This window comes from Acidithiobacillus ferrooxidans ATCC 23270, assembly GCF_000021485.1.
Lineage (GTDB): Bacteria > Pseudomonadota > Gammaproteobacteria > Acidithiobacillales > Acidithiobacillaceae > Acidithiobacillus > Acidithiobacillus ferrooxidans.
This window is the reverse complement of sequence record NC_011761.1, coordinates 2357239-2380950: the sequence shown is the minus strand read 5'-3', so window position 1 is coordinate 2380950 and position 23712 is coordinate 2357239. Positions and strand designations below refer to the sequence as shown.

25 protein-coding genes are annotated in these 23712 nt (G+C 59.9%); 18 read left to right on the top strand and 7 right to left on the bottom strand.

All coding sequences use genetic code 11. The features are described from left to right. Positions 1-142 precede the first annotated feature (142 nt). Entirely contained in the window at positions 143-712 is a 570-nt protein-coding gene (locus tag AFE_RS12285; RefSeq protein WP_009565767.1) for a 3-deoxy-D-manno-octulosonic acid transferase, read from the top strand. A 65-nt stretch (positions 713-777) separates the two neighbouring features. On the opposite strand, the gene AFE_RS12280 is transcribed toward AFE_RS12285, so the two are convergent. Next, on the bottom strand, positions 778-2481 hold the full coding sequence (locus AFE_RS12280) for a hypothetical protein (RefSeq protein WP_012537329.1): 1704 nt from the start codon (positions 2479-2481) through the stop codon (positions 778-780). A gap of 163 nt (positions 2482-2644) precedes the next feature. On the opposite strand from AFE_RS12280, the gene AFE_RS12275 reads away from it, so the two are divergent. From AFE_RS12275 to AFE_RS12260, 4 genes are all read left to right on the top strand, one after another. After that, complete coding sequence (locus AFE_RS12275; protein ID WP_012537328.1) at positions 2645-3091, top strand: DUF1841 family protein; 447 nt, start codon at positions 2645-2647, stop codon at positions 3089-3091. Positions 3092-3134: 43 nt separating this feature from the next. Next, positions 3135-4931: a M3 family oligoendopeptidase gene (locus AFE_RS12270; RefSeq protein WP_012537327.1), complete on the top strand. Its 1797-nt coding sequence runs from the start codon at positions 3135-3137 to the stop codon at positions 4929-4931. Between the two features lies 1 nt (position 4932). After that, complete coding sequence (fumC, locus tag AFE_RS12265; protein ID WP_009565770.1) at positions 4933-6306, top strand: class II fumarate hydratase; 1374 nt, start codon at positions 4933-4935, stop codon at positions 6304-6306. Between the two features lie 78 nt (positions 6307-6384). After that, positions 6385-7503: a 3-deoxy-7-phosphoheptulonate synthase gene (locus AFE_RS12260; RefSeq protein ID WP_009565771.1), complete on the top strand. Its 1119-nt coding sequence runs from the start codon at positions 6385-6387 to the stop codon at positions 7501-7503. Here the strand turns inward: AFE_RS12260 and metG are convergent. After that, positions 7496-9532 (bottom strand): methionine--tRNA ligase, encoded by a 2037-nt coding sequence (gene metG / locus AFE_RS12255; protein WP_012537326.1) that lies wholly within the window; start codon positions 9530-9532, stop codon positions 7496-7498. The two genes, AFE_RS12260 and metG, sit on opposite strands and share 8 nt — an antisense overlap. Before the next feature lie 110 nt (positions 9533-9642). Between metG and rpmB the strand changes: the two genes are divergently transcribed. The 10 genes from rpmB to dcd all read left to right on the top strand — a co-directional run bounded on the left by rpmB (position 9643) and on the right by dcd (position 17895). After that, positions 9643-9879, top strand: coding sequence for a 50S ribosomal protein L28 (gene rpmB, locus AFE_RS12250; RefSeq protein ID WP_009567983.1), 237 nt, complete (start codon positions 9643-9645; stop codon positions 9877-9879). A gap of 10 nt (positions 9880-9889) precedes the next feature. Then, positions 9890-10045, top strand: a complete 156-nt coding sequence (gene rpmG, locus AFE_RS12245) for a 50S ribosomal protein L33 (RefSeq protein ID WP_012537325.1) — start codon at positions 9890-9892, stop codon at positions 10043-10045. A gap of 234 nt (positions 10046-10279) precedes the next feature. After that, a complete protein-coding gene (gene hrcA, locus AFE_RS12240) occupies positions 10280-11302 on the top strand; it encodes a heat-inducible transcriptional repressor HrcA (RefSeq protein WP_012537324.1) in 1023 nt (340 codons plus the stop codon). Positions 11303-11374: 72 nt separating this feature from the next. Next, positions 11375-11890, top strand: coding sequence for a nucleotide exchange factor GrpE (locus AFE_RS12235; protein WP_009563302.1), 516 nt, complete (start codon positions 11375-11377; stop codon positions 11888-11890). Between the two features lie 45 nt (positions 11891-11935). Next, complete coding sequence (dnaK, locus tag AFE_RS12230) at positions 11936-13840, top strand: molecular chaperone DnaK (RefSeq protein WP_009563301.1); 1905 nt, start codon at positions 11936-11938, stop codon at positions 13838-13840. A 66-nt stretch (positions 13841-13906) separates the two neighbouring features. Continuing rightward, on the top strand, positions 13907-15034 hold the full coding sequence (gene dnaJ, locus AFE_RS12225) for a molecular chaperone DnaJ (protein ID WP_012537323.1): 1128 nt from the start codon (positions 13907-13909) through the stop codon (positions 15032-15034). Continuing rightward, a complete protein-coding gene (gene dapB / locus AFE_RS12220; protein WP_009567628.1) occupies positions 15034-15864 on the top strand; it encodes a 4-hydroxy-tetrahydrodipicolinate reductase in 831 nt (276 codons plus the stop codon). The genes dnaJ and dapB overlap by 1 nt, the downstream gene beginning before the upstream one ends. Before the next feature lie 29 nt (positions 15865-15893). Continuing rightward, the gene (locus tag AFE_RS12215) at positions 15894-16208 is read left to right on the top strand and encodes an antibiotic biosynthesis monooxygenase family protein (RefSeq protein ID WP_009567627.1); all 315 of its coding nucleotides are present in this window, start codon (positions 15894-15896) and stop codon (positions 16206-16208) included. 14 nt (positions 16209-16222) lie between these two features. Further along, positions 16223-17299 (top strand): iron-sulfur cluster carrier protein ApbC, encoded by a 1077-nt coding sequence (gene apbC / locus AFE_RS12210; protein WP_009567626.1) that lies wholly within the window; start codon positions 16223-16225, stop codon positions 17297-17299. Positions 17300-17328: 29 nt separating this feature from the next. After that, complete coding sequence (dcd, locus tag AFE_RS12205; protein ID WP_012537322.1) at positions 17329-17895, top strand: dCTP deaminase; 567 nt, start codon at positions 17329-17331, stop codon at positions 17893-17895. 111 nt (positions 17896-18006) lie between these two features. Here dcd and AFE_RS12200 read toward each other — a convergent pair whose 3' ends face one another. The 3 genes from AFE_RS12200 to AFE_RS12190 are packed head-to-tail and all read right to left on the bottom strand — an operon-like array spanning position 18007 to position 19949. Next, positions 18007-19422, bottom strand: a complete 1416-nt coding sequence (locus AFE_RS12200; protein ID WP_012537321.1) for an APC family permease — start codon at positions 19420-19422, stop codon at positions 18007-18009. A 52-nt stretch (positions 19423-19474) separates the two neighbouring features. Further along, complete coding sequence (locus AFE_RS12195) at positions 19475-19777, bottom strand: BrnA antitoxin family protein (RefSeq protein ID WP_012537320.1); 303 nt, start codon at positions 19775-19777, stop codon at positions 19475-19477. After that, a complete protein-coding gene (locus tag AFE_RS12190; RefSeq protein ID WP_012537319.1) occupies positions 19746-19949 on the bottom strand; it encodes a BrnT family toxin in 204 nt (67 codons plus the stop codon). The genes AFE_RS12195 and AFE_RS12190 overlap by 32 nt, the downstream gene beginning before the upstream one ends. Before the next feature lie 241 nt (positions 19950-20190). Between AFE_RS12190 and AFE_RS16965 the strand changes: the two genes are divergently transcribed. Together AFE_RS16965 and AFE_RS12185 are read left to right on the top strand one after the other, a co-directional pair. Then, positions 20191-20316 (top strand): hypothetical protein, encoded by a 126-nt coding sequence (locus AFE_RS16965; RefSeq protein WP_009563286.1) that lies wholly within the window; start codon positions 20191-20193, stop codon positions 20314-20316. An 8-nt stretch (positions 20317-20324) separates the two neighbouring features. Beyond that, positions 20325-21062, top strand: coding sequence for a DUF72 domain-containing protein (locus AFE_RS12185; protein WP_009563284.1), 738 nt, complete (start codon positions 20325-20327; stop codon positions 21060-21062). Between the two features lie 69 nt (positions 21063-21131). On the opposite strand, the gene AFE_RS12180 is transcribed toward AFE_RS12185, so the two are convergent. Together AFE_RS12180 and dinB are read right to left on the bottom strand one after the other, a co-directional pair. Then, the gene (locus AFE_RS12180) at positions 21132-21518 is read right to left on the bottom strand and encodes a type II toxin-antitoxin system VapC family toxin (protein ID WP_009563282.1); all 387 of its coding nucleotides are present in this window, start codon (positions 21516-21518) and stop codon (positions 21132-21134) included. Then, positions 21519-22655 (bottom strand): DNA polymerase IV, encoded by a 1137-nt coding sequence (gene dinB, locus AFE_RS12175; protein ID WP_012537317.1) that lies wholly within the window; start codon positions 22653-22655, stop codon positions 21519-21521. It abuts the gene before it with no gap. Positions 22656-23063: 408 nt separating this feature from the next. Here dinB and AFE_RS12170 point away from each other — a divergent pair, with 408 nt between their 5' ends. Next, a complete protein-coding gene (locus tag AFE_RS12170; RefSeq protein ID WP_012537316.1) occupies positions 23064-23351 on the top strand; it encodes a hypothetical protein in 288 nt (95 codons plus the stop codon). Positions 23352-23712 lie beyond the last annotated feature (361 nt).

Below are 23712 nucleotides of genomic sequence, written 5' to 3'. Positions count from 1 at the left end.
GGGCAAACGATGTTGCTAATATAACACACATGCGCAGCATGATTCACAAGCGCCGACGCTACGCAAATTTTGAATGATGTCCCGGCGTCGCCTATCATCGGCGGATGGAAAAACCCACAACTACCGCCACGGAGTGAGATGCATGGATTGGTGCGAACGTTTTAAGGAGTTCCGGGACCGGAACCGTTGCATAGTGTACTTCCCCAACCTGCACGAGGGCGAAGATGCAGAGGCCTATGGGATTTTTCTCTCCCTGATGCGGGTGAAGATGGGGATCATGGTGCTGGCGCCGGATCGGGAAGAACGCTACGAACCCGTTTATCGGGATGCGCTGAAATACCACCTGCAGACCATTCGCCACAGCCGACTGTTCACCAGCTTCGTGCCCATCAAGACGCGCGTCTACTTTGTGGAAACGGCGGAGCAGCGCGATGCCTTCTACGGTTGTGCGGATTTTTGTGTGCCCGGCGGCACCCTGACGGGCGGCACGGTGGATCTCGCCAAAGCCATCGCGGGTGGTTGTCCCCTCATCCTCGGTCCGAAAATGCCGGATGACGCCGTACGTCAGGGCTTGTTGGCCGCCGGCGCTGCGGTATGGGCGCAGGATAACGCGGAGATTGTCGATCTGGCGAAGGCCTGGCTGAACGATCCGGCAGCGGCCAGGGCGGCAGCGGAGAAGGCGAAGACCTGGTTGGGACAGCGTGGGGCTTAGTACCTGCTCTACGACGCAAAGGCCCCGGACCACAAGGACCGGGGCCTTTTTGCGGGCGTGAAAAATCAGCCCTGCTTCAGCGCCTTCAGGAAAATGGAGGCGAAGCGCACGGCAAACTTCAGCACGAACTGGGTGTCTTTGGCGAAGAAAATCTTCATCAGGCCGAAGATGCCTCCACCCTTGTTGTTCTCGTCCTTCATTCCGGCACGGGTCTGCTCCAGCGCCTGCATGGCCTTGTTCACGCCGCTGGCAAAGACCTCGTCAGAGGGGATCATGGGGACGACCTGAGTCATCACCATGTTCACCTTGCTGATCAGGCCAGCCTTTTGCAGGTTGCCGAGCAGTGCGAAGACGTCGGGCAGCATCTCCATGAGGTGGGCATCGTGCAGGCCCTGGACGATTTCCTTGATCCGGGCGTTGATGCTTTCCGCGTCGCCTTTTACAGTGGCGGTGGCAATTTGCGCGATTTCCAGCCACGCTATGGCGCCCTGGCTGACGGTGATGATGATGCGGCGGATGGTACCATCCTGCCAGAATTCGCCCATCATATCCGCAACCGTACCAAACGCGACACTGAGGTCGCCGTGCGGAGTGATCAGTTCCTGAAGATGGATGCCCCGGTCCTCCAAGGCCTTGGCCGCGGCCTGTAGTGAGCCGCTGACGGTTTCCGCCATGCCCAGCAGGCTGCCGACACGGTCAGCCAGACTTCCTGCATCACCTTGCGCCAGCAGCTTGGCACGCTTCGCGATTTTCAGCCACTTTTCCGCTTCTTCCGCGAGGTCATCCAGTTTTTCCGGAAGGTCGATATCCGTGAGCATGTTGCGGACCGCACCCACGCCGTCTTTGCCCGCCTGAATGAAGAAGCCCGCGCTCGCGGCATAGCCCGCGAGGTGGTCGATCTGATCCAGCAGTCCTTCCACCCGCTGGGCGAGATTTTCGGAGTTACCCTGTGCCAGGGCCTTGACCCGCAATGCGATGTGCATCCAGCGGCTGCCACCGGCACCGATCGTGGCGAGCGCGCCGCTCATGTCAGCGCTTTCCAACACTTCCGGCATGGTGTCGCGCAGGGTGCCAATGGCAATGTTCATTTGTCCGCCAAGGATCTCCGCCATATCGAGCATGGCGCTCAGGCGGGCCTGCAGGCTGGGCGCGTCGCCCTGCACCAGGCGCTGCGCCCGCCGGGCCATCTGCATCCACTGGTCAGCCATTTCCTGAATCTCGTCGAGACGATCGGGCAGGTCGAGTTGACCGACCATGTTGCCGATGACCCCGGCACCTTGCCGTGCGCTCTCCATCCAGTATTGCAGGCTTGCGGTGGCAGCGTGAATTTTCTGCACCATGTCTTCGGGGTTTTCGCCGATGATGGGGCATTTCAGTTCCGCACTGAGGGCGGTGACAGAGCTGAAGAAACCGGCGCGCTGCAGGTTGCCGAGCAGTTGCAGAACTTCTTTCAGGGTTTTGTCGAGTTCGGCGTTCTGGGCCTCGGTGAGCATGGTGCGCAGGCGATCCAGGGGTTCCTCATCGGAATCCCCTTTGATGAAGGCCTGCAGTGACTCCGAAACCCGCTGCAGTTGTTCCAGATAGGGCTTCATGGTCTCCATGAGCTTGTCGGTATCGATGGCCTGGGGCAGTTCATTGAGGATGTCACGCAGCATCTGTAGCAGGTTCTGCACCTGCAGGGCGGCGTCGCCGACTTTGCCGAGCCCCTCCCACTGGCGCTCATTGAGGGTGATTACTGCTGCTGTCGATACTGCATTTGCATTAGCCATGTTTGCGCTGCTCTCCCGCCGAAAATGAATGTCGCGATGAATGCTTTTGGTCAAGCCGGGTCAGGCCTCCGGAATCTGACCTGTTTATCACAAAAGACCCCTCTTTCCTACCCGTGCCGGTGTGCCCTATGATCTTCCGGTATGTTCTGACAGGCTAATCATTATGCTTTATGGCACTAAACGAGAAACATATCGACAGGTCTTTCTGGACAGTTGGCGGGCCTATCAGGAGGGCCGGGCGCTGGAAGGGGTGCAGACGCGGATTGTCGCCATCATTCTCCGCCATCCGGAATATCATGCCCTGCTCGGCGATGCACAGCAGGGACTGGAACAGGATTTCCCGCCCGAGCAGGGACGGACCAACCCCTATATGCACATGTCCCTGCATCTAGGGCTGGAGGAGATGTTGGCATTGGGACAGCCTGCGGGTATCGTGGACCTCTTCGACAGGGCGCGCCGCAAGCTGGGTGAAGCCGGCGCCGAACATCTTTTCGTGGACTGTCTGGGAGAGATGATGTGGCAGGCCCAACGCGCAGGACGCGCCCCGGAACTGACGACGTTGTTGTCTTGTGTGCGCCGTAGTCTGGGTTTACCGGAGATGGCGGGCTGAACGGCGGCACCAATCGAACATTACTCGGATGGAGAACAACAGCATGATGGAGGGCGTAAATCAAACGACGACGGGCGCGGAGCAGGTACATTGGCGTCTGGAAGATCTCTATGCCGGGGTGGATGATCCGCGGCTGGCCGAGGACATGCGCTGGGCGAATGGCGCAGCGACGCGCTTTGCCGAAGCCTATCGTCCCGGTCTGGGGGGGCTGAATGCCGCGCAACTGGCGGCGGCCTTGGAGCAGTTGGAAGCCATCCGCCAACGCATCGGCCGGGTGGGTACCTTTCGTTACCTCAGCTATGTGACCCATGCCGATCAGCCGGCGTATGGCGCCGCCCTGCAAGCCTACGAGGAGGCGGCTACGGCCATTCAGAATCAACTGATCTTCTTCGATATCGCCTGGAACGCCGTGGACGATGCGAGGGCCGGTGCCCTGCTGGCCGATCCCGCGCTGGCACACTGGACGCATCTGCTGCGCAACTGGCGCAAGTACCGTGATCACCTGCGCAGTGAAAGCGAAGAGCAGATCCTGTCGGAAAAACGGGTGACCGGACGGGGGCTCTGGGAGCGGCTTTTTGATGAGACATTGACGGAAATGCGCTTTCCTCTGCGCGGCAAGCAGATGAGCGAGCAGGAGGTGTTGACACTGTTGTCCAATCCCGACCGGGAGTTGCGCCGGGATGCGGCAGAATCCCTCAGCAAAGGGCTGGAAGGGCGTTTGCATACCCTCACCACCTGTTTCAACGCCGTCCTTGCCGACAAGTCCCTGGATGACCGCCTGCGCCGCTATCCCCACTGGCTGAGCGAACGCAATCTCAGCAATGAAATCTCCGACGGCATGGTTGAGGCGCTGGAACAGGCCGTGGTCGGACGCTACGGCCTGGTGGCCCGCTATTACCGGCTCAAGGCCAAATTGCTGAACCTCTCGCCCTTGATGGATTATGACCGCTATGCGCCGTTGCCCGGCGGTGACCGGCGCTACGACTGGGCGGAGTGCCGACGCATCGTGCTGGCGGCGGTGACGGATTTTTCGCCGGAACTGGGGGGCATCGGCCAGCGCTTCTTCGACGAGGGCTGGATCGATGCAGCATTGGCGCCGGGCAAGCGGGGCGGTGCCTTCGCCCATCCGGTGACTCCCGACGTGCATCCCTACCTCATGGTCAACTATACCGGCACGGTGCGGGATGTGATGACGGTGGCCCACGAATTGGGGCACGGTATCCACCAGTATCTCGCCCGCGGGCAGGGTTACCTGAACGCCGATACCCCCCTGACCACCGCGGAAACGGCCTCCGTTTTTGGTGAAATGCTGACCTTCGAGCAGTTGATGCGTGAGGAGCAGGATCCCCGACGGCGTCTCGGCCTGCTCTGCGGCAAGATCGAGGATACCTTCGCCACGGTGTTCCGGCAGATGGCCATGCACCGCTTTGAGGTGGTGATGCATGGCGCTCGCCGTGCCGAGGGCGAGCTGAGCAAAGATCGCCTGGCGGAGCTGTGGATGCAAACCCAGACGGAGCAGTTTGCTGACAGTATCCAGTTCAGCCCTGGTTATCGCTGGTGGTGGAGCTATATTCCCCACTTCATCGGCTCACCGGGCTATGTGTATGCCTATGCCTTTGGGGAACTGCTGACGCTGGCGCTGATTCAGCGCTATCGGGCGGCTCCCGCCGACTTTGTGCCCGGTTATACCGCCATGCTGAAACTCGGTGGGAGCAAGGCGCCCGCCGAGGTGGTGGCGACAACGGGCATCGATCTGGAAGATCCGGAAATCTGGTCGCGGGCGCTGGATTACATGTCCGGGATGGTGGATGAAGCCGAGAAGCTGGCGGGGGTACGCTGAGATGCGTCAGGAAACGGACAGCATGGGGGTGATGGAGGTGGAGGACGATGCCCTCTGGGGCGCCCAGACCCAGCGCTCTCTGCGTTATTTCGCCATCGGTGCGGAGCAGATGCCCCTGCCGGTGATCCACGCCCTGGCGCGGATCAAGCGGGCGGCGGCCTCGGTGAACGCCGAACTGGGTCTGCTGGATGCGACGCTGGCCGAAAAGATCAGCGACGCTGCGGCGGAAATCGTCGCGGGGCGCTGGGATGCGCAGTTTCCCCTGCGGGTCTGGCAGACGGGCAGCGGCACCCAGAGCAACATGAACGTCAACGAAGTCATCGCCAACCGGGCCAATGAAATGGCGGGGCAGCCCCGGGGCAGCAAGGTGCCGGTACACCCCAATGATCACGTCAATCTGGGCCAGTCTTCCAATGATGTTTTTCCGTCGGCCATGCATATTGCGGTGGCTTTGGCGGTGCATCAGGGACTTTTGCCCGCCTTGGCGCACCTGGAAGGGACACTGAAGCGCAAGACGGAGGATTTTGCCCACCTCATCAAGGTCGGGCGTACCCATCTGATGGATGCGGTGCCACTGACTCTGGGGCAGGAGTTCTCCGGTTATCTGGCGCAATTGCAGCAGGGTGTTCGCAGCCTGGAGCAGACCCTGCCCGGTCTTTATGCCCTGGCAGTGGGCGGCACGGCGGTCGGTACGGGACTCAACTGCCACCCGGATTTTGCCGGTGCAGTGGCTACGCGTCTGCATGCCGAGCTGGGCCTGCCTTTTCGCCCAGCGGCCAATGCGTTTGCGGCCCTGGCGGGACATGAAGCGCTACTGCAATTGAGTGCGGCGCTACGTGGGCTGGCCATGTCCCTGATGAAGATCGCCAACGATATCCGCTGGATGGCCTCCGGCCCACGGGCCGGCCTGGGCGAACTGCATCTCCCGGAAAACGAACCCGGTTCCTCCATCATGCCCGGCAAGGTGAATCCCACGCAAGCCGAGGCCTTGACCATGGTCTGCGTGCAGATTTATGGCAACGACGCGGCCATTGCCTTTGCCGCCTCCCAGGGTAACTTTGAGCTGAATGTCTACAAGCCGCTGATTGCCTATAATATCCTGCAATCCATCGCACTGCTGGGCGATGCTGCCCGTTCCTTCAGCGATCACTGTCTGCGCGATTTGCAGCCCGTAGAAGGCCAGCTCCGCCGGAACATGGAAGAGTCGCTGATGCTGGTCACGGCTCTGACACCTGTGATCGGTTATGAAAAAGCTGCTACTGTCGCCCAGCATGCCTATCGCGAGGGCTGCACCTTGCGAGAAGCCATCTTGGCGCTAGGTTATCTTTCCGGCGAAGATGTCGACCGTCATCTGCGTCCGGAGGCGATGCTTTAGTGCTTGTGTCTCCGGTTTGCCTGAGTAAACTGCCACCAGAATGCCAGAGTTCATGCAGACACCAGAAGGAGATCGATCATGATTTTGATTTTAGAGGCCGACCTCGGCGAACAATCGCCGATCTTCCAACAACTGCTGACTCGTCTGCGTGGTTTCTCCGGTATTCACTTTCGGGTCCATCAGGAACAGGGTGCGGAGCAGGTGCTCAGTGAAATCTACCTGATCGGTGATACCAAGTCGTTGCGGATAGAAGACATGGAAGCCCTGCCCGGTGTCGAACGGGCCGTTCGCGTGTCCCGGGAATATCGGCTGCTGGGCCGCCATACCGGCGATCAGCGTACCCATGGCTTTGATTACAACGGGGTGCGTTTCAGCCAGGAAAATCTCCACGTATTTGCCGGGCTCTGCGCCGTGGATACTCCGGAACACGTCGAGCAGATGCTGCGCGCGCTGCAGGAAAATGGCCAGGTGTGCACCCGCATGGGTGCCTACAAACCCCGTACCAGTCCTTACGCCTTTCAGGGGCACGGCAAGGACTGCCTGCCCTGGGTTTTTGAACTGGCCGGCAAATATGGTATGCGCGTCATCGCCATGGAGATCCTCCACGAGTCGCATATGGATGAGATCCGCGAGGCGCTGGAGAAGACCGGCCATCCGACCGGGGTCATGCTGCAGATCGGTACCCGCAATACCCAGAACTTCGAGTTGCTGAAGGCGGTGGGGCGGCAGCAGGAACTTCCCGTTCTGCTCAAGCGTGGTTTCGGCATTACCCTGGAAGAATCCCTCAATGCCGCCGAGTATCTGGCCTCGGAGGGGAACACGAAAGTGATCTTCGGGTTGCGCGGCATGAAGACGAATCTGGGTGACCCGCACCGCAACTTCGTGGATTTCGCCCAGGTGCCGGTCGTGAAGCGGCTGACCCGGATGCCCGTCTGCATCGATCCGTCCCACTCGGTGGGCAGCCGCGATGCGGGGCCGGATGGCATCATGGATGTATTCCATGTGACCGCGCAGGGCGTGGTGGCCGGCGCCAACATGATCCTGGTGGACTTTCATCCGGACCCGGCGACGGCGCTGGTGGATGGCCCGCAGGCCCTGCTGCTGGAAGAACTACCGTGGTTCCTGGAAGACGTGCGTTTGGCCCGGGAAGCCTATGAAGAACGCAGGTTGCTGGCGGCCGCGCAGATCTCTATTTAACCCGCATGCCGGGTTGGGCTCCGCTGTCGGGAGAGAGCAGGAAAGGGCCGCCCTCCGGGCCGCTGGCGGCGAGCACCATGCCCTCGGACAGGCCAAAGCGCATCTTTCTGGGCGCCAGATTGGCGACCATCACGGTCAGTCTGCCGACGAGGCTGGCCGGATCGTAAGCACTCTTGATGCCGGCAAAGACCGAGCGGGTGCCCTCGCCGATGTCCAGGGTGAGGTGCAGTAGTTTGTCCGCGCCGTCCACGTTGGTCGCGGCAACAATCCGCGCAATGCGCAAATCCACCTTGCTGAAGTCGTCGATGCCGATAAAGGGATTCTCCTCCCTGGCCTCGGCAGGTACGGGCGTGGGCACTGGCGCCGCCGCCGTGCCTGGGGCTGTCGCGGGGCTTTCTGCAGGATTCTGGATCAAGGCGTCCACCTGGGTTTTTTCCATACGTTGTAGAAGATGGCTGTAGGGCAGGATCTGGTGATCGAGAAGCGGCTTGCTCAGGCCCGCCCAGTCCAGTTCGCACTGCAGGAATTCCAGCGCCTTGCGCGACAGCTCCGGCAGCACCGGGCTGAGGAGGGTGATCAGCACCCGAAAGCCGTTCAGGGTGACCGTAACGACCCGGTGCAGGGACTCGTGCTGGGCCGGGTCTTTGGCCAAAGTCCAGGGGGCGTTCTGGTCCACATAGGCGTTGATCTGATCGGCCAGCGCCATGATGTCGCGCATGGCCTTGCCATATTCCCGTCCGGCGTAGGCCTCGCCGATGGCCTCCTGGGTCTGCAGCAGCCCGTCATAAAAGGCCTGATCCTTGCCCAGGGAAGCGGCCAGTCGGCCCGCAAAGCTGCGATGGATGAACCCCGCCGCGCGCGAGGCCAGATTGACTACCTTGCCGACCAGGTCGCCGTTGCCCCTGAGCAGGAAATCTTCGAGATTGAGGTCGATGTCTTCCACATGGCTGTTGAGCTTGGTGGCGATGTAATAGCGCAGGAACTCGGGATTCAGATGTTGGAGATACTGCCTGGCGGTAATGGAGGTGCCGCGCGACTTGCTCATTTTGGCGCCATTTACCGTCAGGTGCCCGTGGGCGAATATACCCGTCGGCAGGCGGTGTCCGGAGCCCTTGAGCATGGCCGGCCAGAACAGGCCGTGAAAATAAATGATGTCCTTGCCGATAAAATGGTAGATCTCGGCAGCGGAATCCGGGCCCCAGTAATCGGCCAAATTGCGGCCGTGGGCCGCGCACCAGTGCTGGGTGGCGGCCATGTAGCCGGGTAATGCATCCAGCCAGACGTAAAAGAATTTGCCCGGCGCGTCGGGAATGGGAATGCCGAAGTAGGGGGCGTCGCGGCTGATGTCCCAGTCGGATAGGCCGATGCTGAACCATTCATCCAGCTTGTGGGCGACTTCTTCCTGCAAGGTACCACTGTGAATCCACCGCCGGAGGAAGTCGCTGAAATCCCCGAGCTGAAAAAAGTAGTGCTCCGAGTTGCGGCGCTCGGGTACGGCGCCGGAGACCGCGGAAACAGGGTTGATAAGGTCGGTGGGGCTGTAGGTGGCGCCGCAGACCTCGCAGCTATCCCCATACTGATCCGCTGCGCCGCAGCGCGGGCAAGTGCCGCGAATGAAGCGGTCGGGCAGGAAAATGCCGGCGACGGGATCGTAGGCCTGTTCGATTTCGCGGACGTTGATGTAATCCGCCGCCCGCAGGGCACGATAGATACTCTGAGAAATTTCAAAGTTTTCCGGCGAGTGGGTGCTGTGATACAGATCGAACCGAATGCCGAAGCCGGTAAAGTCGCGCAGATGATCGCCGTGCATGCGGGTGATGAGTTCTTCTGGCGTGATGCCCTCGCTCTGGGCACGGAGCATGATCGGCGTGCCATGGGCATCATCGGCGCAGACATAGACGCAGTCGTGGCCCCGCAGGCGCTGATAGCGGGCCCAGATGTCGGTTTGGGTGTACTCCACCAGATGCCCGAGATGGATGGGGCCGTTGGCGTAGGGGAGGGCGCTGGTGATCAGTATGCGTCGTTTCATGGTGCGGATAAATTACAGGGGATGAGCTTTGCAGGCAATGCCACCGCGACTACTGGCAGGTCGCTTTCATCTATGGTATAAAGAGCGCCTTTTTTCAGGGAGATTAACCGATGTCCAGAGTATGCAAGGTGACGGGCAAGAAGCCCATGGCGGGGAATAATGTTTCCCACGCCCACAACAAGACCCGCCGCCGTTTTCTGCCCAATCTGCAGTACCACCGTTTCTGGGTGGAGAGCGAGAACCGCTGGGTGCGTATGCGGGTAAGCACCAAGGGTATCCGTACCATTGACAAGAAAGGAATTGACGTCGTTCTGGCTGACCTGCGCGCCGCCGGCGAAAAGATCTGAGGAATGAATCATGCGTGACAAGATTAAGCTCGTTTCCACGGCCGGTACCGGTCATTTCTACACCACTACCAAGAACAAGAAGACCACGCCCGATAAGCTGGAAATGAAGAAGTTCGATCCCAAGGTCCGGAAGCATGTCATGTACCGGGAAGACAAGATCAAGTAACACCTTTTATCGGTCTGCCTCCCGGTGGTCTGCCCTGAATCTTCGGGAGGGGCCGGACTATTCCTTTGCTCCGCCATCATTTTTTGCTAAATTACTAGCACTCATGATGGTTGAGTGCCAAGGATGATTTCTCCCGCCATGTTTTATTTCTTTATCTGCGCCATGCAGCCGCTGTCTTCACCCATTGCACGGGGTGAGCCGCGCTGCGCATGTTGGCAGGGGTGGTAGACGGCCATGGATGAACGTGCCCGTCACCTGCTCAAATCCCTCATCGAACAGCATATCGCCAAAGGTGTGCCGGTCGGCAGTCGCCAGTTGGCCCGTGATGCTGGCCTCAACATCAGTCCCGCCACGGTACGTAATGTCATGGCGGACCTGGAGGACGAGGGCTACCTGATCTCCCCCCACACTTCCGCCGGGCGCATTCCTACCCATGTCGGCTATCGTTTTTTTGTCGATGCACTGCTGCGGGTGGTGCCGCTGTCGGCGGAATCCAACCGCCTGCTCATCCATCGCATCGGTTTTCGCGCTCCGGATGCGGAACAGGTGCTGCACGCCGCCACCGGTATCCTTTCTGAACTGACGCATATGGCGGGCTTTGTGCGGGTGCCGCGGCGGGCAACCCGCATTTTGCGGCATGTGGACTTCATCGCCTTGCATGAGCGTGAGGTGTTGGCCATCTTCGTCACCGACAGGGGGGATGTGGAGAACCGCCTGATCCGCACCGAGCAACCCTTCGCGGCGGCGGAGTTGGCTCAGGCGGCCAATTGCTTCAATGCCACATACGGCGGTCGCCCACTGCAGGATGTCATCCATAACCTGCAGCGGGATCTGCGGCAGTCCCGCCACGAGATGGATCGCATACTGCGCAGCGCCATGGAGCTGGGTGAGGAAATGCTGGAGGAAGACCAGCAGCGCATGCTCATCGAAGGCGAATTCCAATGGCTGGACCTGCCGGAACTGGCGGGGAGCGAACGCCTGCGTGAACTCCTGGCCGCCGTGCGGCAGAAACGGGATCTGGTACATTTGCTGGATGAGAGTATGCGCGGTAGTGAAGTGCGCCTCTTTATCGGTGAGGAGTCAGGCTACGCGCCGCTCAGTGATTGCAGCGTGGTGTCGGCGCCTTACAGCGTCGACGGGGAGGTGGTGGGAGTGCTGGGGGTGATCGGACCGATGCGGATGCCTTACCAGCAGATCATTCCGCTGGTCGACGGCACGGCGCAACTGCTCGGCCGCGCCCTGTCGCAATCCGGCTAGCGCCGGGTCTTGAAATACCCTGGTCCTTTCCCCATATGGTCTTGGACTCAAACTTTCAGGGGTTGATTGCACATGAATGAAGAAAAAGAGGAATCGCCGTCTACCGAAGCGGAAGGTGCCGGTGCGGAAGTGGTGAACTGGGAAGAGCGGGCGGAAACCTACCGCAACGATTATTTGCGCGCCCTGGCGGATATCGAAAATCTGCGCAAACGTCATGAAAAGCAGGTGGAAGATGCCCGTAATTATGCGGTGGACCGCTTTGCCCGCGAACTGCTGCCGGTGGTGGACAGTCTGGAACTGGCGCTGGCCAGCCCGGTGGAGGGCGCGGAGAGCATCGCGCTATTGCGGCAGGGTTTGGAAAACACGTTGACGCTGTTCGCCAAGGCCTTGGGAAAGGCCGGCATCGCCCCCATAGAGATGGGCGAAGGCCGTTTTGACCCCCACCTGCATCAGGCGATTGCCATGGTGGAAACGGAAGGGGAAGCAAACCGGGTTCTGGCGGTGCATCAGAAAGGTTATGTGATGCATGACCGGCTGTTGCGACCGTCCATGGTGTCGGTGTCCAAGGCACCCAAAGCGGCACAATGATACCACGCAGGGCAGACAAATTTTGCATATCGAGGAGATGATAGAATGGCTAAAGTGATCGGAATTGATTTGGGAACCACCAACTCCTGCGTTGCCGTGATGGAAGGCGACAAGGTCAAGGTGATCGAGAACAGCGAAGGCAAGCGCACCACGCCGTCTATCGTCGCCATCACCGAAGAGGGCGAAGTGTTGGTGGGTGAAGCGGCCAAGCGCCAGGCCGTCACCAATCCGGAAAATACCGTTTATGAGGTCAAACGCCTGATCGGCCGCAAGTTCGACGATGCCGAGGTCCAGAAGGATCTCAAGCATGTGCCTTACAAGGTCATCAAGGCCGACAACGGCGACGCCTGGGTGGAAGTGCGCGATAAGAAGTATTCCGCGCAGCAGATTTCTGCCTTCATCCTGCAGAAGATGAAGAAGACGGCCGAAGATTATCTTGGTGAAAAAGTCACCGAAGCGGTCATCACCGTACCCGCCTACTTCAACGATGCACAGCGTCAGGCGACCAAGGATGCGGGCCGTATCGCTGGTCTGGAGGTCAAGCGCATCATCAATGAACCCACTGCGGCGGCGCTGGCCTTTGGCGAAGACAAGAAGCCCGGCGACAGCAAAATTGCGGTGTATGACCTGGGTGGCGGCACCTTCGACATCTCCATCATCGAGATCGCTGAAATGGAGGGTGAACACCAGTTTGAAGTGCTCTCCACCAATGGTGACACCTTCCTCGGTGGCGGTGATTTTGACTCCCGCGTCATCAACTACCTGGCAGATTCCTTCAAAGCGGAATCGGGTATCGATCTGCGCGGCGACCGTCTGGCCATGCAGCGCCTGAAGGAAGCTGCGGAGAAGGCGAAGATCGAGTTGTCTTCGGCGCAGCAGACCGACGTCAATCTGCCCTTTATCACGGCGGATCAGAGCGGGCCGAAGCATCTGAACATGAAGCTGACCCGCGCCAAACTGGAGTCGCTGGTGGAAGATTTGATCGACCGCAGCATGGCGCCCTGCCGAGTGGCCATGAAGGACGCCAATCTGGCGACGAGCCGGATCACCGACGTGATTCTGGTGGGCGGCCAGAGCCGGATGCCCAAGGTGCAGGAGAAGGTCAAAGACTTCTTCGGTCAGGATCCGCGTAAGGATGTGAACCCTGACGAGGCAGTGGCCATCGGTGCGGCCATCCAGGGCGCGGTGTTGTCCGGTGAAAAGAAAGACGTGCTGTTGATGGATGTGACGCCGTTGTCCCTTGGCATCGAGACCCTGGGTGGCGTGATGACCAAGCTGATCGAGAAGAACACCACCATCCCGACCCGCAAGTCGCAGATTTTCTCGACGGCGGAAGATAACCAGTCGGCGGTGACGGTGCATGTGTTGCAGGGTGAGCGCGAACTGGCGCGGGATAACAAGTCCCTGGCGCGTTTTGATCTGACCGATATTGCCAACGCCCCACGGGGCATGCCGCAGATCGAAGTGACCTTCGACATCGACGCCAACGGTATCCTCCATGTCTCGGCCAAGGACAATCAGACCGGCAAGGAGCAGTCCATCAAGATCACCGCAAGCTCTGGTCTGTCCGAGGAAGAAATCAAGCGGATGATTCAGGAGGCCGAGGCCCACGCTGCGGATGACAAGAAGGCGCGTGCGCTGATCGAGGCACGTAACGAGGCGGACGCCAGCGTGCACGGCGCGCGCAAGGCGGTGGAGGAACATGCCGCGGCACCTGAGCACGACAAGACCAAGGTGACGGAAGCGATCTCCGCGGTGGAAAACGCCGCCAAGGGTGAGGACGTGGAAGCGATCAAGGGGGCTGTCGCCACTCTGATGGCCGCCATGTCGGCATTGTTGCAGAGTGCCGCTGCCGGTCAGGCCCAGGCAGAATCCGGTGCGGGTGCCCAGGGCAATGCCAAGCCGGACGACGTGGTGGATGCCGAGTTCGAAGAAGTCGACAAGAAGTAAAATTACCATCGGTCGCAAGGGGGCGGGATTTGTTATCCTGTCCCCTTGCCCGTTTCAGGAAAGAAGATGGCCACACGGGATTACTACGAAGTACTGGAAATTTCCCGCACGGCAGACGACGGCGAGATCAAGAAGTCTTACCGGCGTCTGGCGATGCGTTATCACCCGGATCGCAATCCGGATGATGCGAGCGCAGAAGAGCGCTTCAAAGAAATCAGCGCAGCCTACGAGGTGCTCTCCGACCCGCAGAAACGGCAGGCCTATGATCGATTTGGCCATGCCGGAGTGAATGGCGGCGGCGGTGGGCCGGGTGCCGGCTTTGGTGGAGGCGGTGGGGGGTTCGGCGACGTTTTCAGCGATCTCTTCGAACAGGCTTTCGGCGGCGGTTTTCGCGGCCAGGATTCGGGGCGTGGCGCCGATCTGCGTTACGAACTGGAGCTTACGCTGGAAGAGGCGGCTCTGGGTAAAGAAGTCACCATTCAGATTCCCAGTTCGGCGACTTGCGAGGTGTGTCGCGGCAGTGGCGCCAAACCGGGCAGCGCGGTGGAGGATTGCGCCACCTGTGGCGGCCGTGGTCAGGTCCGGATGGTACAGGGCTTCTTTTCCGTTACCCGTCCCTGCCCGCAGTGCAACGGTAGCGGCAAGGTCATCAAGGAGCCCTGCACGAACTGCCATGGTCATGGTCGGGTTCGCAGGAACCGCGATCTGCAGGTCAAAGTCCCCGCTGGAGTGGATACGGGGGATCGTATCCGTCTGAATGGTGAGGGCGAAGCGGGCGAGCGGGGTGGTCCGGCGGGAGACCTGTATATTCAGGTGCGGGTGTTGCCCCATGCGCTCTTTGAGCGGGACGGCGACGATCTGCACTGTGCGGTGCCGGTACAGTTTACGACCATGGCCATGGGCGGTGAACTGGAAGTGCCGACCCTGACCGGGCGTGCCAAGGTGCAGATTGCTCCGGGTACCCAGTCGGGCGCAGTATTCCGTCTGCGCGGCAAGGGCATCAAGGGGGTGCGCAGCAAGCTCAATGGCGATCTGCATTGCCAGCTCCAGGTGGAGGTGCCGGTACATCTCTCTGCCCGGCAAAAGGAGTTGCTGGAGGAGTTCGCCCGGGAAGGCGGCGATAATATCCAGCATCCCCAGCAGGAAAGCTGGTGGAACAAGGCCAAAGACTTTTTCGACCGGATGGGCCTCTGATGGCGGGGGTATGGCGCGTCGGCGTCACTGCGGTGGCGGGCCGAATGGGGCGGGCCTTGGTGCAGGCCATTGTCGCTCATCCTGAACTGCAATTGGTGGCAGCCATAGGACGCAGCGGGGCTGCTTATCTGGGGGAGGACGCCGGCCGTCTGGCTGGTGTTCAGGCCTTGGGTCTGCCGGTTACCGCCGATCTCGGGGGTGCGCTGGCGGATCTGGACGTGCTGATTGAATTTGGTCCGGTAGAGGCCGCTTTGGCGCATGTCGCGGCCTGTGTGGCGGTAGCGAAACCGGTCGTGGTGGGCACGACGGGGTTTTCCATGAACCAGCGTGCGGAACTGGAAAACGCCAGCCGACATATTCCGCTGGTGCTGGCCCCGAATATGAGTGTTGGCGTCAATGTATTGCTGGCCTTTCTGCCCGCCATCACCGCAGCCCTCGGCGATGGCTACGATGTGGAGATCGTCGAGGCCCATCATCGTCACAAGATGGACGCGCCTTCCGGTACTGCCCTGGCTCTGGGGCGGGCGGTGGCGAAGGGACGTGGCCAGCGGCTGGATGAGGTCCAGTGTCTGGATCGCAATGGCATTCCCGGCCCTCGGATGGCGGGCAGTATCGGCTTTGCGACGCTGCGCGGTGCGGACGTGGTCGGTGAACATACGGTATGGATGGCGGGAACCGGGGAGCGGCTGGAGCTGACCCATCGTGCGTCCAGTCGTCTCAATTTTGCGGAGGGAGCCTTGCGTGCCGCCAGTTGGCTGCGGGGCAGGGCACCCGGCCTGTATGATATGCAGGATGTTCTTGGCTTGAAAGGTTTGACTGCCCTACAATGAACATCATCTGATATACGAGGAGCATCATCATGCAATACGTCGTAGCGAACCGGGTTCCTGTCAAGGCGGAGTATCGTGCAGAGTTTGAGGAGCGCTTTCGGCGCCGGGCGGGCGAGGTGGACAAACAGCCGGGCTTCGTGCGTATGGAGATCCTGCGTCCGGTGAGCGATGACGGTCTGTATGTGGTGCTGACCCACTGGGTCGATCAGGCGGCCTTCGAGGCATGGATGAAAAGTGCCGACTTCAAGACCGCCCACACCAACCCGCTGCCCAAAGAAGCTTTTGGTGAGGGCGGTGGTATCGAGCGTCACGAGGTGATCATCCATTCTGAAGTATCGCGCTGAGAGCGGAGAAGGCCATGACAGGGTTGACGCGGGAACAGGTCGAGCAGTCACTGCGCGCGATGCAGGACCCTTATCTGGGCAAAGATCTGGCAGCAGCAGGGGTCCTCAAGGGGGTCGATGACTCTGCCGTCAAACTGGAATTGCCTTACCCCAGTCTGGGAGTGGCCATCAGTTTGAGCGAGGAGGTGGCCCGCCAAATCCAGAATGATCACGGCATCAGCGCGCAGGTCACCGTCGGGCACCGCATTCTTTCGCATCAGGTGCAACGCGGTGTCAAGCTGATGGAAGGCATCAAAAACATCATTGCCGTTGCCTCGGGCAAGGGTGGGGTCGGTAAGTCCACCACCGCCGTCAACCTGGCGCTGGCGCTGGCCAAGGAGGGCGCCAAGGTGGGCATGCTGGACGCCGACATCTATGGCCCCAGTCAGCCGCGCATGCTGGGCATTTCCGGCAAACCGACCAGTAAAGATGGCAAGAAGATGGAGCCCATGGAAGGGCACGGCATCAAGGCGATGTCCATCGGGTTTCTCATCGACGACGAAACGCCCATGGTCTGGCGCGGCCCCATGGTCATGCAGGCGCTGGAGCAGTTGCTCTCCGATACCCGCTGGGGCGAGCTGGATTATCTGGTGGTGGATCTGCCGCCGGGTACCGGCGATACCCAGCTCACCCTGGCGCAGAAGGTGCCGGTTTCCGGTGCGGTGATCGTCACGACGCCACAGGACATTGCCTTGCTGGACGCCCGTAAGGGGCTGAAGATGTTCGAGAAAGTGGGCGTACCCATTCTCGGTATCATCGAGAACATGAGTTTTTATATCTGCCCGAAGTGCGGTAACGAGGACGATATTTTCGGACATGGCGGTGGTGCGGCCATGGCAGAGCAGGACGGGGTGGAATTTCTGGGGGCGATACCGCTCGACCGCAGCATTCGCAACGAAGCCGATAATGGCGCGCCGACGGTGGTGGCGGAGCCGGATTCCCGTCTCGCCAAAATCTATCTGGAATTGGCGCGCCATGTGGCCGGACGGGTGGCGATCCAGGCGGTCGATCACAGCCATAAGTTCCCCAACATCGTCGTCCAGAACCGCTGATTCCCAGCTGCTTACAGGAAGTTTCCGCCATGAGCATCAAATCCGATCGCTGGATCCGTCACATGGCGGAAGAACACGGGATGATCGAACCCTTTTCACCGCGGCAGGTGCGGCACGTCGAGGGAAATTCCATTATCTCCTACGGCCTGTCTTCCTATGGTTACGATATCCGTTGCGCCGGAGAGTTCAAAGTCTTCACCAATGTCCGTAGCGTGATTGTCGACCCGAAGAATTTCAGTGAACATTCTTTTGTCGATTTTACTGGGGATACCTGCATTATCCCACCGAATTCTTTCGCCCTGGCGCGCACCTTGGAATACTTTCGTATCCCGCGTAATGTGCTGACCATTTGTCTGGGTAAATCCACCTATGCCCGTTGCGGTATCATCGTCAATGTCACGCCTTTTGAGCCGGAGTGGGAAGGCTATGTGACCCTGGAATTCTCCAACACGACGCCCTTACCCGCGAAAATCTATGCAAATGAAGGCGTGGCGCAGGTGCTCTTTTTGGAGTCGGACGAGGTCTGCGAAGTGTCTTATGCCGACCGCGGCGGCAAGTATCAGGGCCAGAGTGGCGTAACCCTGCCGAAGGCTTGACAGTGGGTCAGGGTAAAGGCTTTTTGGTGTAGGCGATATTGGCCTGCTCGGAGGAGCAGGCATCCATCCTTTTGTGGGCGCGCAGATCATCTACCCAGTGGGGAGGCAGGCTTATGGTTCGTCCACGGCAACAAGGATATGCCGCAAATGCTCCGGCCGAAACGCCGCCCAGTAGAGTCCCCAGAAAAAAATAACCATCACCAGCGCGATAAAAAGCAGGGAGGCCGCGCCTTCACCGCCGACGGGCAAGGGCCAGAGGCTGACCGCCGTCACTTTGATCAGGAGCGGCAGGCTGATGCAGGCGATGATCAGGCTGATCCAGCGCCAGGCATGGCGCTGGCGGAACAGGAACCAGGGTGTGGCGACGTTGGCCAGTCCATATATCAGCAGAAAGGCCAGCCCGGTAAAGGTGCCAAAGGTGCCGACCACCGATAATATGGGGATTTTCCACAGGGTAACCACCGCCATACCGATGAGCACGATGGCGGCGAGTACCCGCAACGCTCGCGCCGGGGTGCCATGGCGTACGTCCCGGTGATGGAAGAAACGCGGGATGACCCCGTGTCCGGCCATACTATAAAGAATCCGCGAGATGCTGTTGAGGGTGGCGATAGTGGCGGAAAATGCCGCCGTCGCCATGGCGAGATCGGAGAAAATGCCGAGCCAGGGATGCCCGATGGCCTTGGCGATGGCATTGAGGGGGGCCGCACTGTCGCCCAGAGGGGTAGGGATCTGGGCAAAAGCCAGCACCTCGATATATGCCATGGCAACGAAAAATCCGCCGACCATCAGCACGGAAAGCACCATGACGCGCGGGATGGCGGTGCGTGACGCGCTGGTTTCACCCGCTAGATTACCCGCCGTCTCAAAGCCGCCGTAAGCCAGCAACGAGAGAATCAACGCCTGCGCCAGCGGTGCCGTGTGCAAGCGATGGAAATTCCACTGGGCTGGATCGCGCCAGCCAAAATGCCAGAGCGTCGCCGCCGCAATGAAGACGATGCAGAGGATAGAAAAGATTTCTACCCAGAGCCCCCAGCGCGCGGAAATTTCGATGCCGCGCAGGGCCAGTCGCCACGCCACGAGCAGATAGAGCACCCCAATCCCCGCAATCCAGCCCACCCCGGAAACCGGCCAGAAGAACCGCAGTGCCTGCTCCACAAAAAGCCCGCCCAGCAGCGGGGCCGCCGCCAAGGCGCCTAAATACCCGGCCATCATGGTGAAACCCGCGACCATGCCGGCAATCGGATGCAGGGCCTTGCTCAGGTAAAAGAACAGCGAGCCGGGGGAGGGAAAATGTCTGGCCAGAATGCCCACCTGCAAGGCCACCAGGGTCATCAGCACGCCGATGAGGGCATAGGCCAGCCAGGTAAAGGAGCCGCCGTGTATGGCCACCAGAGAAATCGTGACGGCTGGCATGGCCGACGGCGTGATATTGGCGACGGCATGACCCCAGAGTTCGCTGACGTTTATGCGGTCACCGCTGGTCCGGCCAAGCGTCACGCCGCCGCCCTTGCGCACCTCGGTCATCAGGCCACGGCGGAGCGTGGCACGATCGAGCCATACCCAGCCGATGACATGATCATGAGTTCCGCGTCGGAGAATGGCTTTTGAGCCAGTCGCGCAAGGCGGCATTCATGCGGGTCTGCCAGCCGGGGCCGGAGGCGCGAAACATTTCCAACACATCGCGATCGAAACGGATCGTCGTGGACTCCTTGAGCGCTCCCACGGGTCGCCCCCGCTTCTTGTAATTGGCATCGATGCCAGCCTGCATCTCTTCCCGCGAAAGCGGGCGGTCGTCTTCGTCGGTTCCATCCCAAGCGAAGTCGCCGGTGGCCCGGAGCCGTGCCAAATCAGTCTGTGAAGTCGTTTTCAAGCCACTCATGGGACATCTCCCGTTTTCCCGCGCTGGCTTTCCGAACGCTGATGAGACGGGATTCCTTGCCGCGCTCGGCATGCGCCAAAGAAAGCGCGGCGAGCACCTGGGCAAGGGACTGAAGGCGCATTTCGTCATTTCGTACCACCGGCACATCGATACGATAGCGGGACTCCAGCACCCAATCCGCATCGCGAAAATCCAGCCTGTTGTCACTGGATTTAGTGTAGTAACATAAATGCTGGCGGTCAATGGCCGTTGATCGCCATCCATCTGTCCTATACTTTCAAGGGCCTGAAGATCCGACCTCGTCGTCCGTGAGGCGAGTGTGAGGATGGAGCATCGCCATTGACGGTATTTTCCTAGTTGATCACGACGCCGACATCGGTGTCATCGGCCGGAGAGCGCAAGCTGCATACCCTGTGGATCACATCATCGCCGGTATCGGCTGGCCCGTGGTCGGCATCGGAAGCGTCCCCGTGAGTGACGTGGCCCATGGACCTCATACGGAGTTGCGGCCACCGCTGGCGGCGACCATGAACGGCTAGGCCGCGGCGTGGGAAAGCCGGTTTCATCGCCTTACTACATCGGCTGCTCCGGCTGGCATTACGCCCATTGGGTCGGGGCGTTTTATCCGCCTGGCCTGCCTTCCACAGGTCGGCTGGCCTTTTACGCCGGGCGCTTTCATACGGTGGAGATCAACAGCAGCTTCTATCGATTGCCCAGCGAGAAGTGCCTGCGCGCCTGGCATGACGGCACGCCCGCAGGCTTCCTCTTCGCCCTCAAGGCTAGCCGCTTCATCACCCACATGAAAAAACTCAAGGATTCCGAGGCGTCACTGGCTCGGCTCCTGGGGCGCGCGGAAAACCTGGGGGAGAAACTGGGACCCGTGCTCTTTCAACTGCCACCCCACTGGAGACGGAATGCCAAGCGCCTGGAGGGATTTTTACGGGTGCTGCCTTCCGGACATCGCTACGCCTTCGAGATACGCGACCCAAGCTGGCATCATCCAGAGATCTACGCGTTACTCAATGCCTATAACGCCGCCTTTTGCATCTTCGACATCGCGGGTTTTCAATCTCCCATCCAACTGACGACCGATTTCGCCTATATCCGGCTGCACGGCCCCAGCTTCGCCGCCTATGCCGGCCGTTACACGACTGAGGCCCTTAGGGCTTGGGCGGCGCGCATCCGGACTTGGGGTCTGCGCACCGTTTATGTCTACTTCGACAATGACCAGGCCGCCTACGCCACCCACAATGCTTTGGAACTCATGGGAATACTCGGGCTGTAGCTTATATGGATTGCCGGCCCGACGAACAGCAGCTTTTCAAGATGCAGGCCGTGCCGTAGAGATTTTTGATCAATGCAGCCAATTGTGCACTGTGAGCCCGGGCACTCGGGATAACTTGTCCACATTGGCGCTCACCAATATGGCGTTGAGTGCCAGTGCATGGGAGGCAATGAACAAGTCATTCGGACCAATGGGCTTGCCGCAGGCGGCAAGGTGTTGCCGGATGGCCGCATAAGTCTGATCGGCCGGTGCGTCATAGGGGAGCACATCCATGGCCGCGATAACGACATTCACCTGTTTTGTGAGTCTGGGAGAATTTTTCTTCGCTGCGCCAAAGCGCAGTTCGCAAGCCACCACAATGGAGGTATACACGGCCGCCTCGCCGACAACGCCAATTCTCTGTGCCACCATGCCTTGTGGATGCCTGATCAGATCCGACAGAATATTGGTGTTCAATCAGCGAAGGTCGACGGGCTCCTCCAGCAGGTTCATCTGGCCAGCTTCCGGCGGAACCGCCTCGACATTGACCAGGCCGCTCACGGTCACGCCAAGCAATCGGACAGATGCGTGCATAGGCAAGCTGGCAGGGATGGCCTTGGCCAATAGCCCGGGCAGGCAGGCAATGATGGCTTCTGTGCGCCAGATCGCCTGCGCGTCGGTATGCGCCCGGGTGACCGTCTCGAAATCCGGGAAACGTGCCTTGATGCTTACGGTACGCCCCGCCAGCCCCAGCGCCTGGAGACGGGCGGACACCTGCCCCGCCATCTGCCGCAGGGTGGACAGCATGACTTTCGGGTCTTCCAGATTCTGCGGGAAGGTACGCTCATAGCCCACGGATTTCCGCTGGCGGCTCGTTTGAACGGGACGGCTGTCGATTCCCCTGGCGACCTCATAAAACCAGAGACCGGCCTTGCCGAACTGCGCGATCAAGACCTCCCGTGACGCATTCCGGAGATCCAGGACCGTATGGATCCCCATCGCGGACAGCTTTTTCACGGTGGCCGGACCCACGCCGTGGAGCTTGCCGACGGGGAGGGGCGCCAGGAAGGCCAACCCGTGTTCGGGTGGAACCACAAAAAGCCCGTTGGGCTTGCGCCACTCGGAGGCGAGCTTGGCAAGCAACTTGTTGTAGGATACCCCCGCCGAAGCGGTCAATCCCGTTTCCCGCTCGATGCGCGCCCGGATCTCCCGGGCGATCCGGACGGCCAGGACCCCATCGGCGGTGGCTGCGGTCACGTCCAGAAACGCCTCGTCCAGCGACAGGGGTTCCACGAGGGGCGTATAGCACCGCAGGATTCCCATGACCTGGCGGGAAGCCTCCCGATAGGCGTCCATGCGCGGGCGGACGAAAACCGCCTGGGGACAGAGCGACCGGGCACGGGCCGCCGTCATGGCGGAGTGAATGCCAAAACGGCGGGCCTCATAGCTGCAGGTCGCCACGACGCCTCGGCCGGCGGGATCACCGCCGACGATGACGGGCTGACCGCGCAGTTCGGGATGGTCCCGCTGCTCCACCGCCGCAAAGAAGGCATCCATGTCCACATGGATGATCTTGCGGAGTTCGGCACCGTGTTCTGAATGTGGATCCGGCAATGGACAGTCTCCTCGACTGCTCCGATTCTACCAGGAACCGGCTTGGGAGCGATGCCCTGGGAATGTCATTCGGCAGAGTAACGGGACGGGCTTATACGCCGCGCCGGCAGAGGCGGAAGAGATGTTGATGCCGATACTCTGCCAAAAGGCCAACGATCTGTCGTCTCAGCTTGAGATCGATCACCGCCTCATCATCAGGGGATTTCTAAGCCGCTTTATTGTTTCATTAAAGTTACAGTTTCTGTATAGTAATTGTTACATATTATTAAATTTTAACGCTATAATTATATAAGCTAATTTATGTGTTATTAGGAAACTATTTATATGGTCAAAAAAAATATCATTTGCAAGGGGCCGGTTGTTAATTAACATATGCCAAGTGCCAATTACATGGGAGCTAACCATAACATGGATAAATCAAACAATGAGTTGGCATACGCCTCTCCGCATCGTGACATTACCATGGATTTCACCACTACTTCGGGTAAACACCTGCGTATTCGTGTGCCCCTCACCCTCTTCGATGATCTAAGCCTGAAAATCGGCAACGGCTACAAGGCGGGTTGTTGGATAGCGGCACGCTGCAACGAAGTGGAAAGGCTCTCGCTCGAAACTATTGAGCAATATGTTAACATGATGGCGCGTCAGATATGCCAGCAGGTCACTATGCCACGCATTGAGGTGCAAGCCGCCTAGCTAGCAGTTTTCGTTCAAAACGGCATGCTTATATTAACTGAATCTGTGACTTGGTAACCGGGCGGCCACCAAATGGCCTGAGTGGGCCGTAAGGCTAAGGGAATAGGTCATTCCGAGAAAGGAAAAGAAAGGACGAGCCTCTTTGGTTATGATGTTGTGCGTATTTTGAGGGGTTTTTTCAGCGGGAAAACGATAGTCCTCCTTCCCTCAATGGCTGTGGAGGCCTGGAAAAGCGGGTGTGAGGACTCCATACCGGATTTCAGGGCGGCACCCAGGACGCATAGAGGTGTTGGAAAGAAGCGAAGGCCGGGGTATGAACCGGAAAAGACAGAATCTTCCGGCGGGCAAGGTGTAGTCAGTG

What these genes read in the sequence shown, in the direction of transcription:
- dcd (WP_012537322.1), top strand. Translation starts at nt 17,329, where the DNA reads ATGAGCATCAAATCCGATCGCTGGATCCGTCACATGGCGGAAGAACAC.
- rpmG (WP_012537325.1), top strand. Translation starts at nt 9,890, where the DNA reads ATGCGTGACAAGATTAAGCTCGTTTCCACGGCCGGTACCGGTCATTTC.
- AFE_RS12285 (WP_009565767.1), top strand. Translation starts at nt 143, where the DNA reads ATGGATTGGTGCGAACGTTTTAAGGAGTTCCGGGACCGGAACCGTTGC.
- AFE_RS12235 (WP_009563302.1), top strand. Translation starts at nt 11,375, where the DNA reads ATGAATGAAGAAAAAGAGGAATCGCCGTCTACCGAAGCGGAAGGTGCC.
- dapB (WP_009567628.1), top strand. Translation starts at nt 15,034, where the DNA reads ATGGCGGGGGTATGGCGCGTCGGCGTCACTGCGGTGGCGGGCCGAATG.
- AFE_RS12280 (WP_012537329.1), bottom strand. Translation starts at nt 2,481, where the DNA reads ATGGCTAATGCAAATGCAGTATCGACAGCAGCAGTAATCACCCTCAAT.
- rpmB (WP_009567983.1), top strand. Translation starts at nt 9,643, where the DNA reads ATGTCCAGAGTATGCAAGGTGACGGGCAAGAAGCCCATGGCGGGGAAT.
- apbC (WP_009567626.1), top strand. Translation starts at nt 16,223, where the DNA reads ATGACAGGGTTGACGCGGGAACAGGTCGAGCAGTCACTGCGCGCGATG.
- AFE_RS12215 (WP_009567627.1), top strand. Translation starts at nt 15,894, where the DNA reads ATGCAATACGTCGTAGCGAACCGGGTTCCTGTCAAGGCGGAGTATCGT.
- fumC (WP_009565770.1), top strand. Translation starts at nt 4,933, where the DNA reads ATGCGTCAGGAAACGGACAGCATGGGGGTGATGGAGGTGGAGGACGAT.
- metG (WP_012537326.1), bottom strand. Translation starts at nt 9,532, where the DNA reads ATGAAACGACGCATACTGATCACCAGCGCCCTCCCCTACGCCAACGGC.
- AFE_RS12260 (WP_009565771.1), top strand. Translation starts at nt 6,385, where the DNA reads ATGATTTTGATTTTAGAGGCCGACCTCGGCGAACAATCGCCGATCTTC.
- AFE_RS12270 (WP_012537327.1), top strand. Translation starts at nt 3,135, where the DNA reads ATGATGGAGGGCGTAAATCAAACGACGACGGGCGCGGAGCAGGTACAT.
- AFE_RS12195 (WP_012537320.1), bottom strand. Translation starts at nt 19,777, where the DNA reads ATGAGTGGCTTGAAAACGACTTCACAGACTGATTTGGCACGGCTCCGG.
- dnaJ (WP_012537323.1), top strand. Translation starts at nt 13,907, where the DNA reads ATGGCCACACGGGATTACTACGAAGTACTGGAAATTTCCCGCACGGCA.
- hrcA (WP_012537324.1), top strand. Translation starts at nt 10,280, where the DNA reads ATGGATGAACGTGCCCGTCACCTGCTCAAATCCCTCATCGAACAGCAT.
- AFE_RS12275 (WP_012537328.1), top strand. Translation starts at nt 2,645, where the DNA reads ATGCTTTATGGCACTAAACGAGAAACATATCGACAGGTCTTTCTGGAC.
- AFE_RS12170 (WP_012537316.1), top strand. Translation starts at nt 23,064, where the DNA reads ATGGATAAATCAAACAATGAGTTGGCATACGCCTCTCCGCATCGTGAC.
- dnaK (WP_009563301.1), top strand. Translation starts at nt 11,936, where the DNA reads ATGGCTAAAGTGATCGGAATTGATTTGGGAACCACCAACTCCTGCGTT.
- AFE_RS12200 (WP_012537321.1), bottom strand. Translation starts at nt 19,422, where the DNA reads ATGACCGAGGTGCGCAAGGGCGGCGGCGTGACGCTTGGCCGGACCAGC.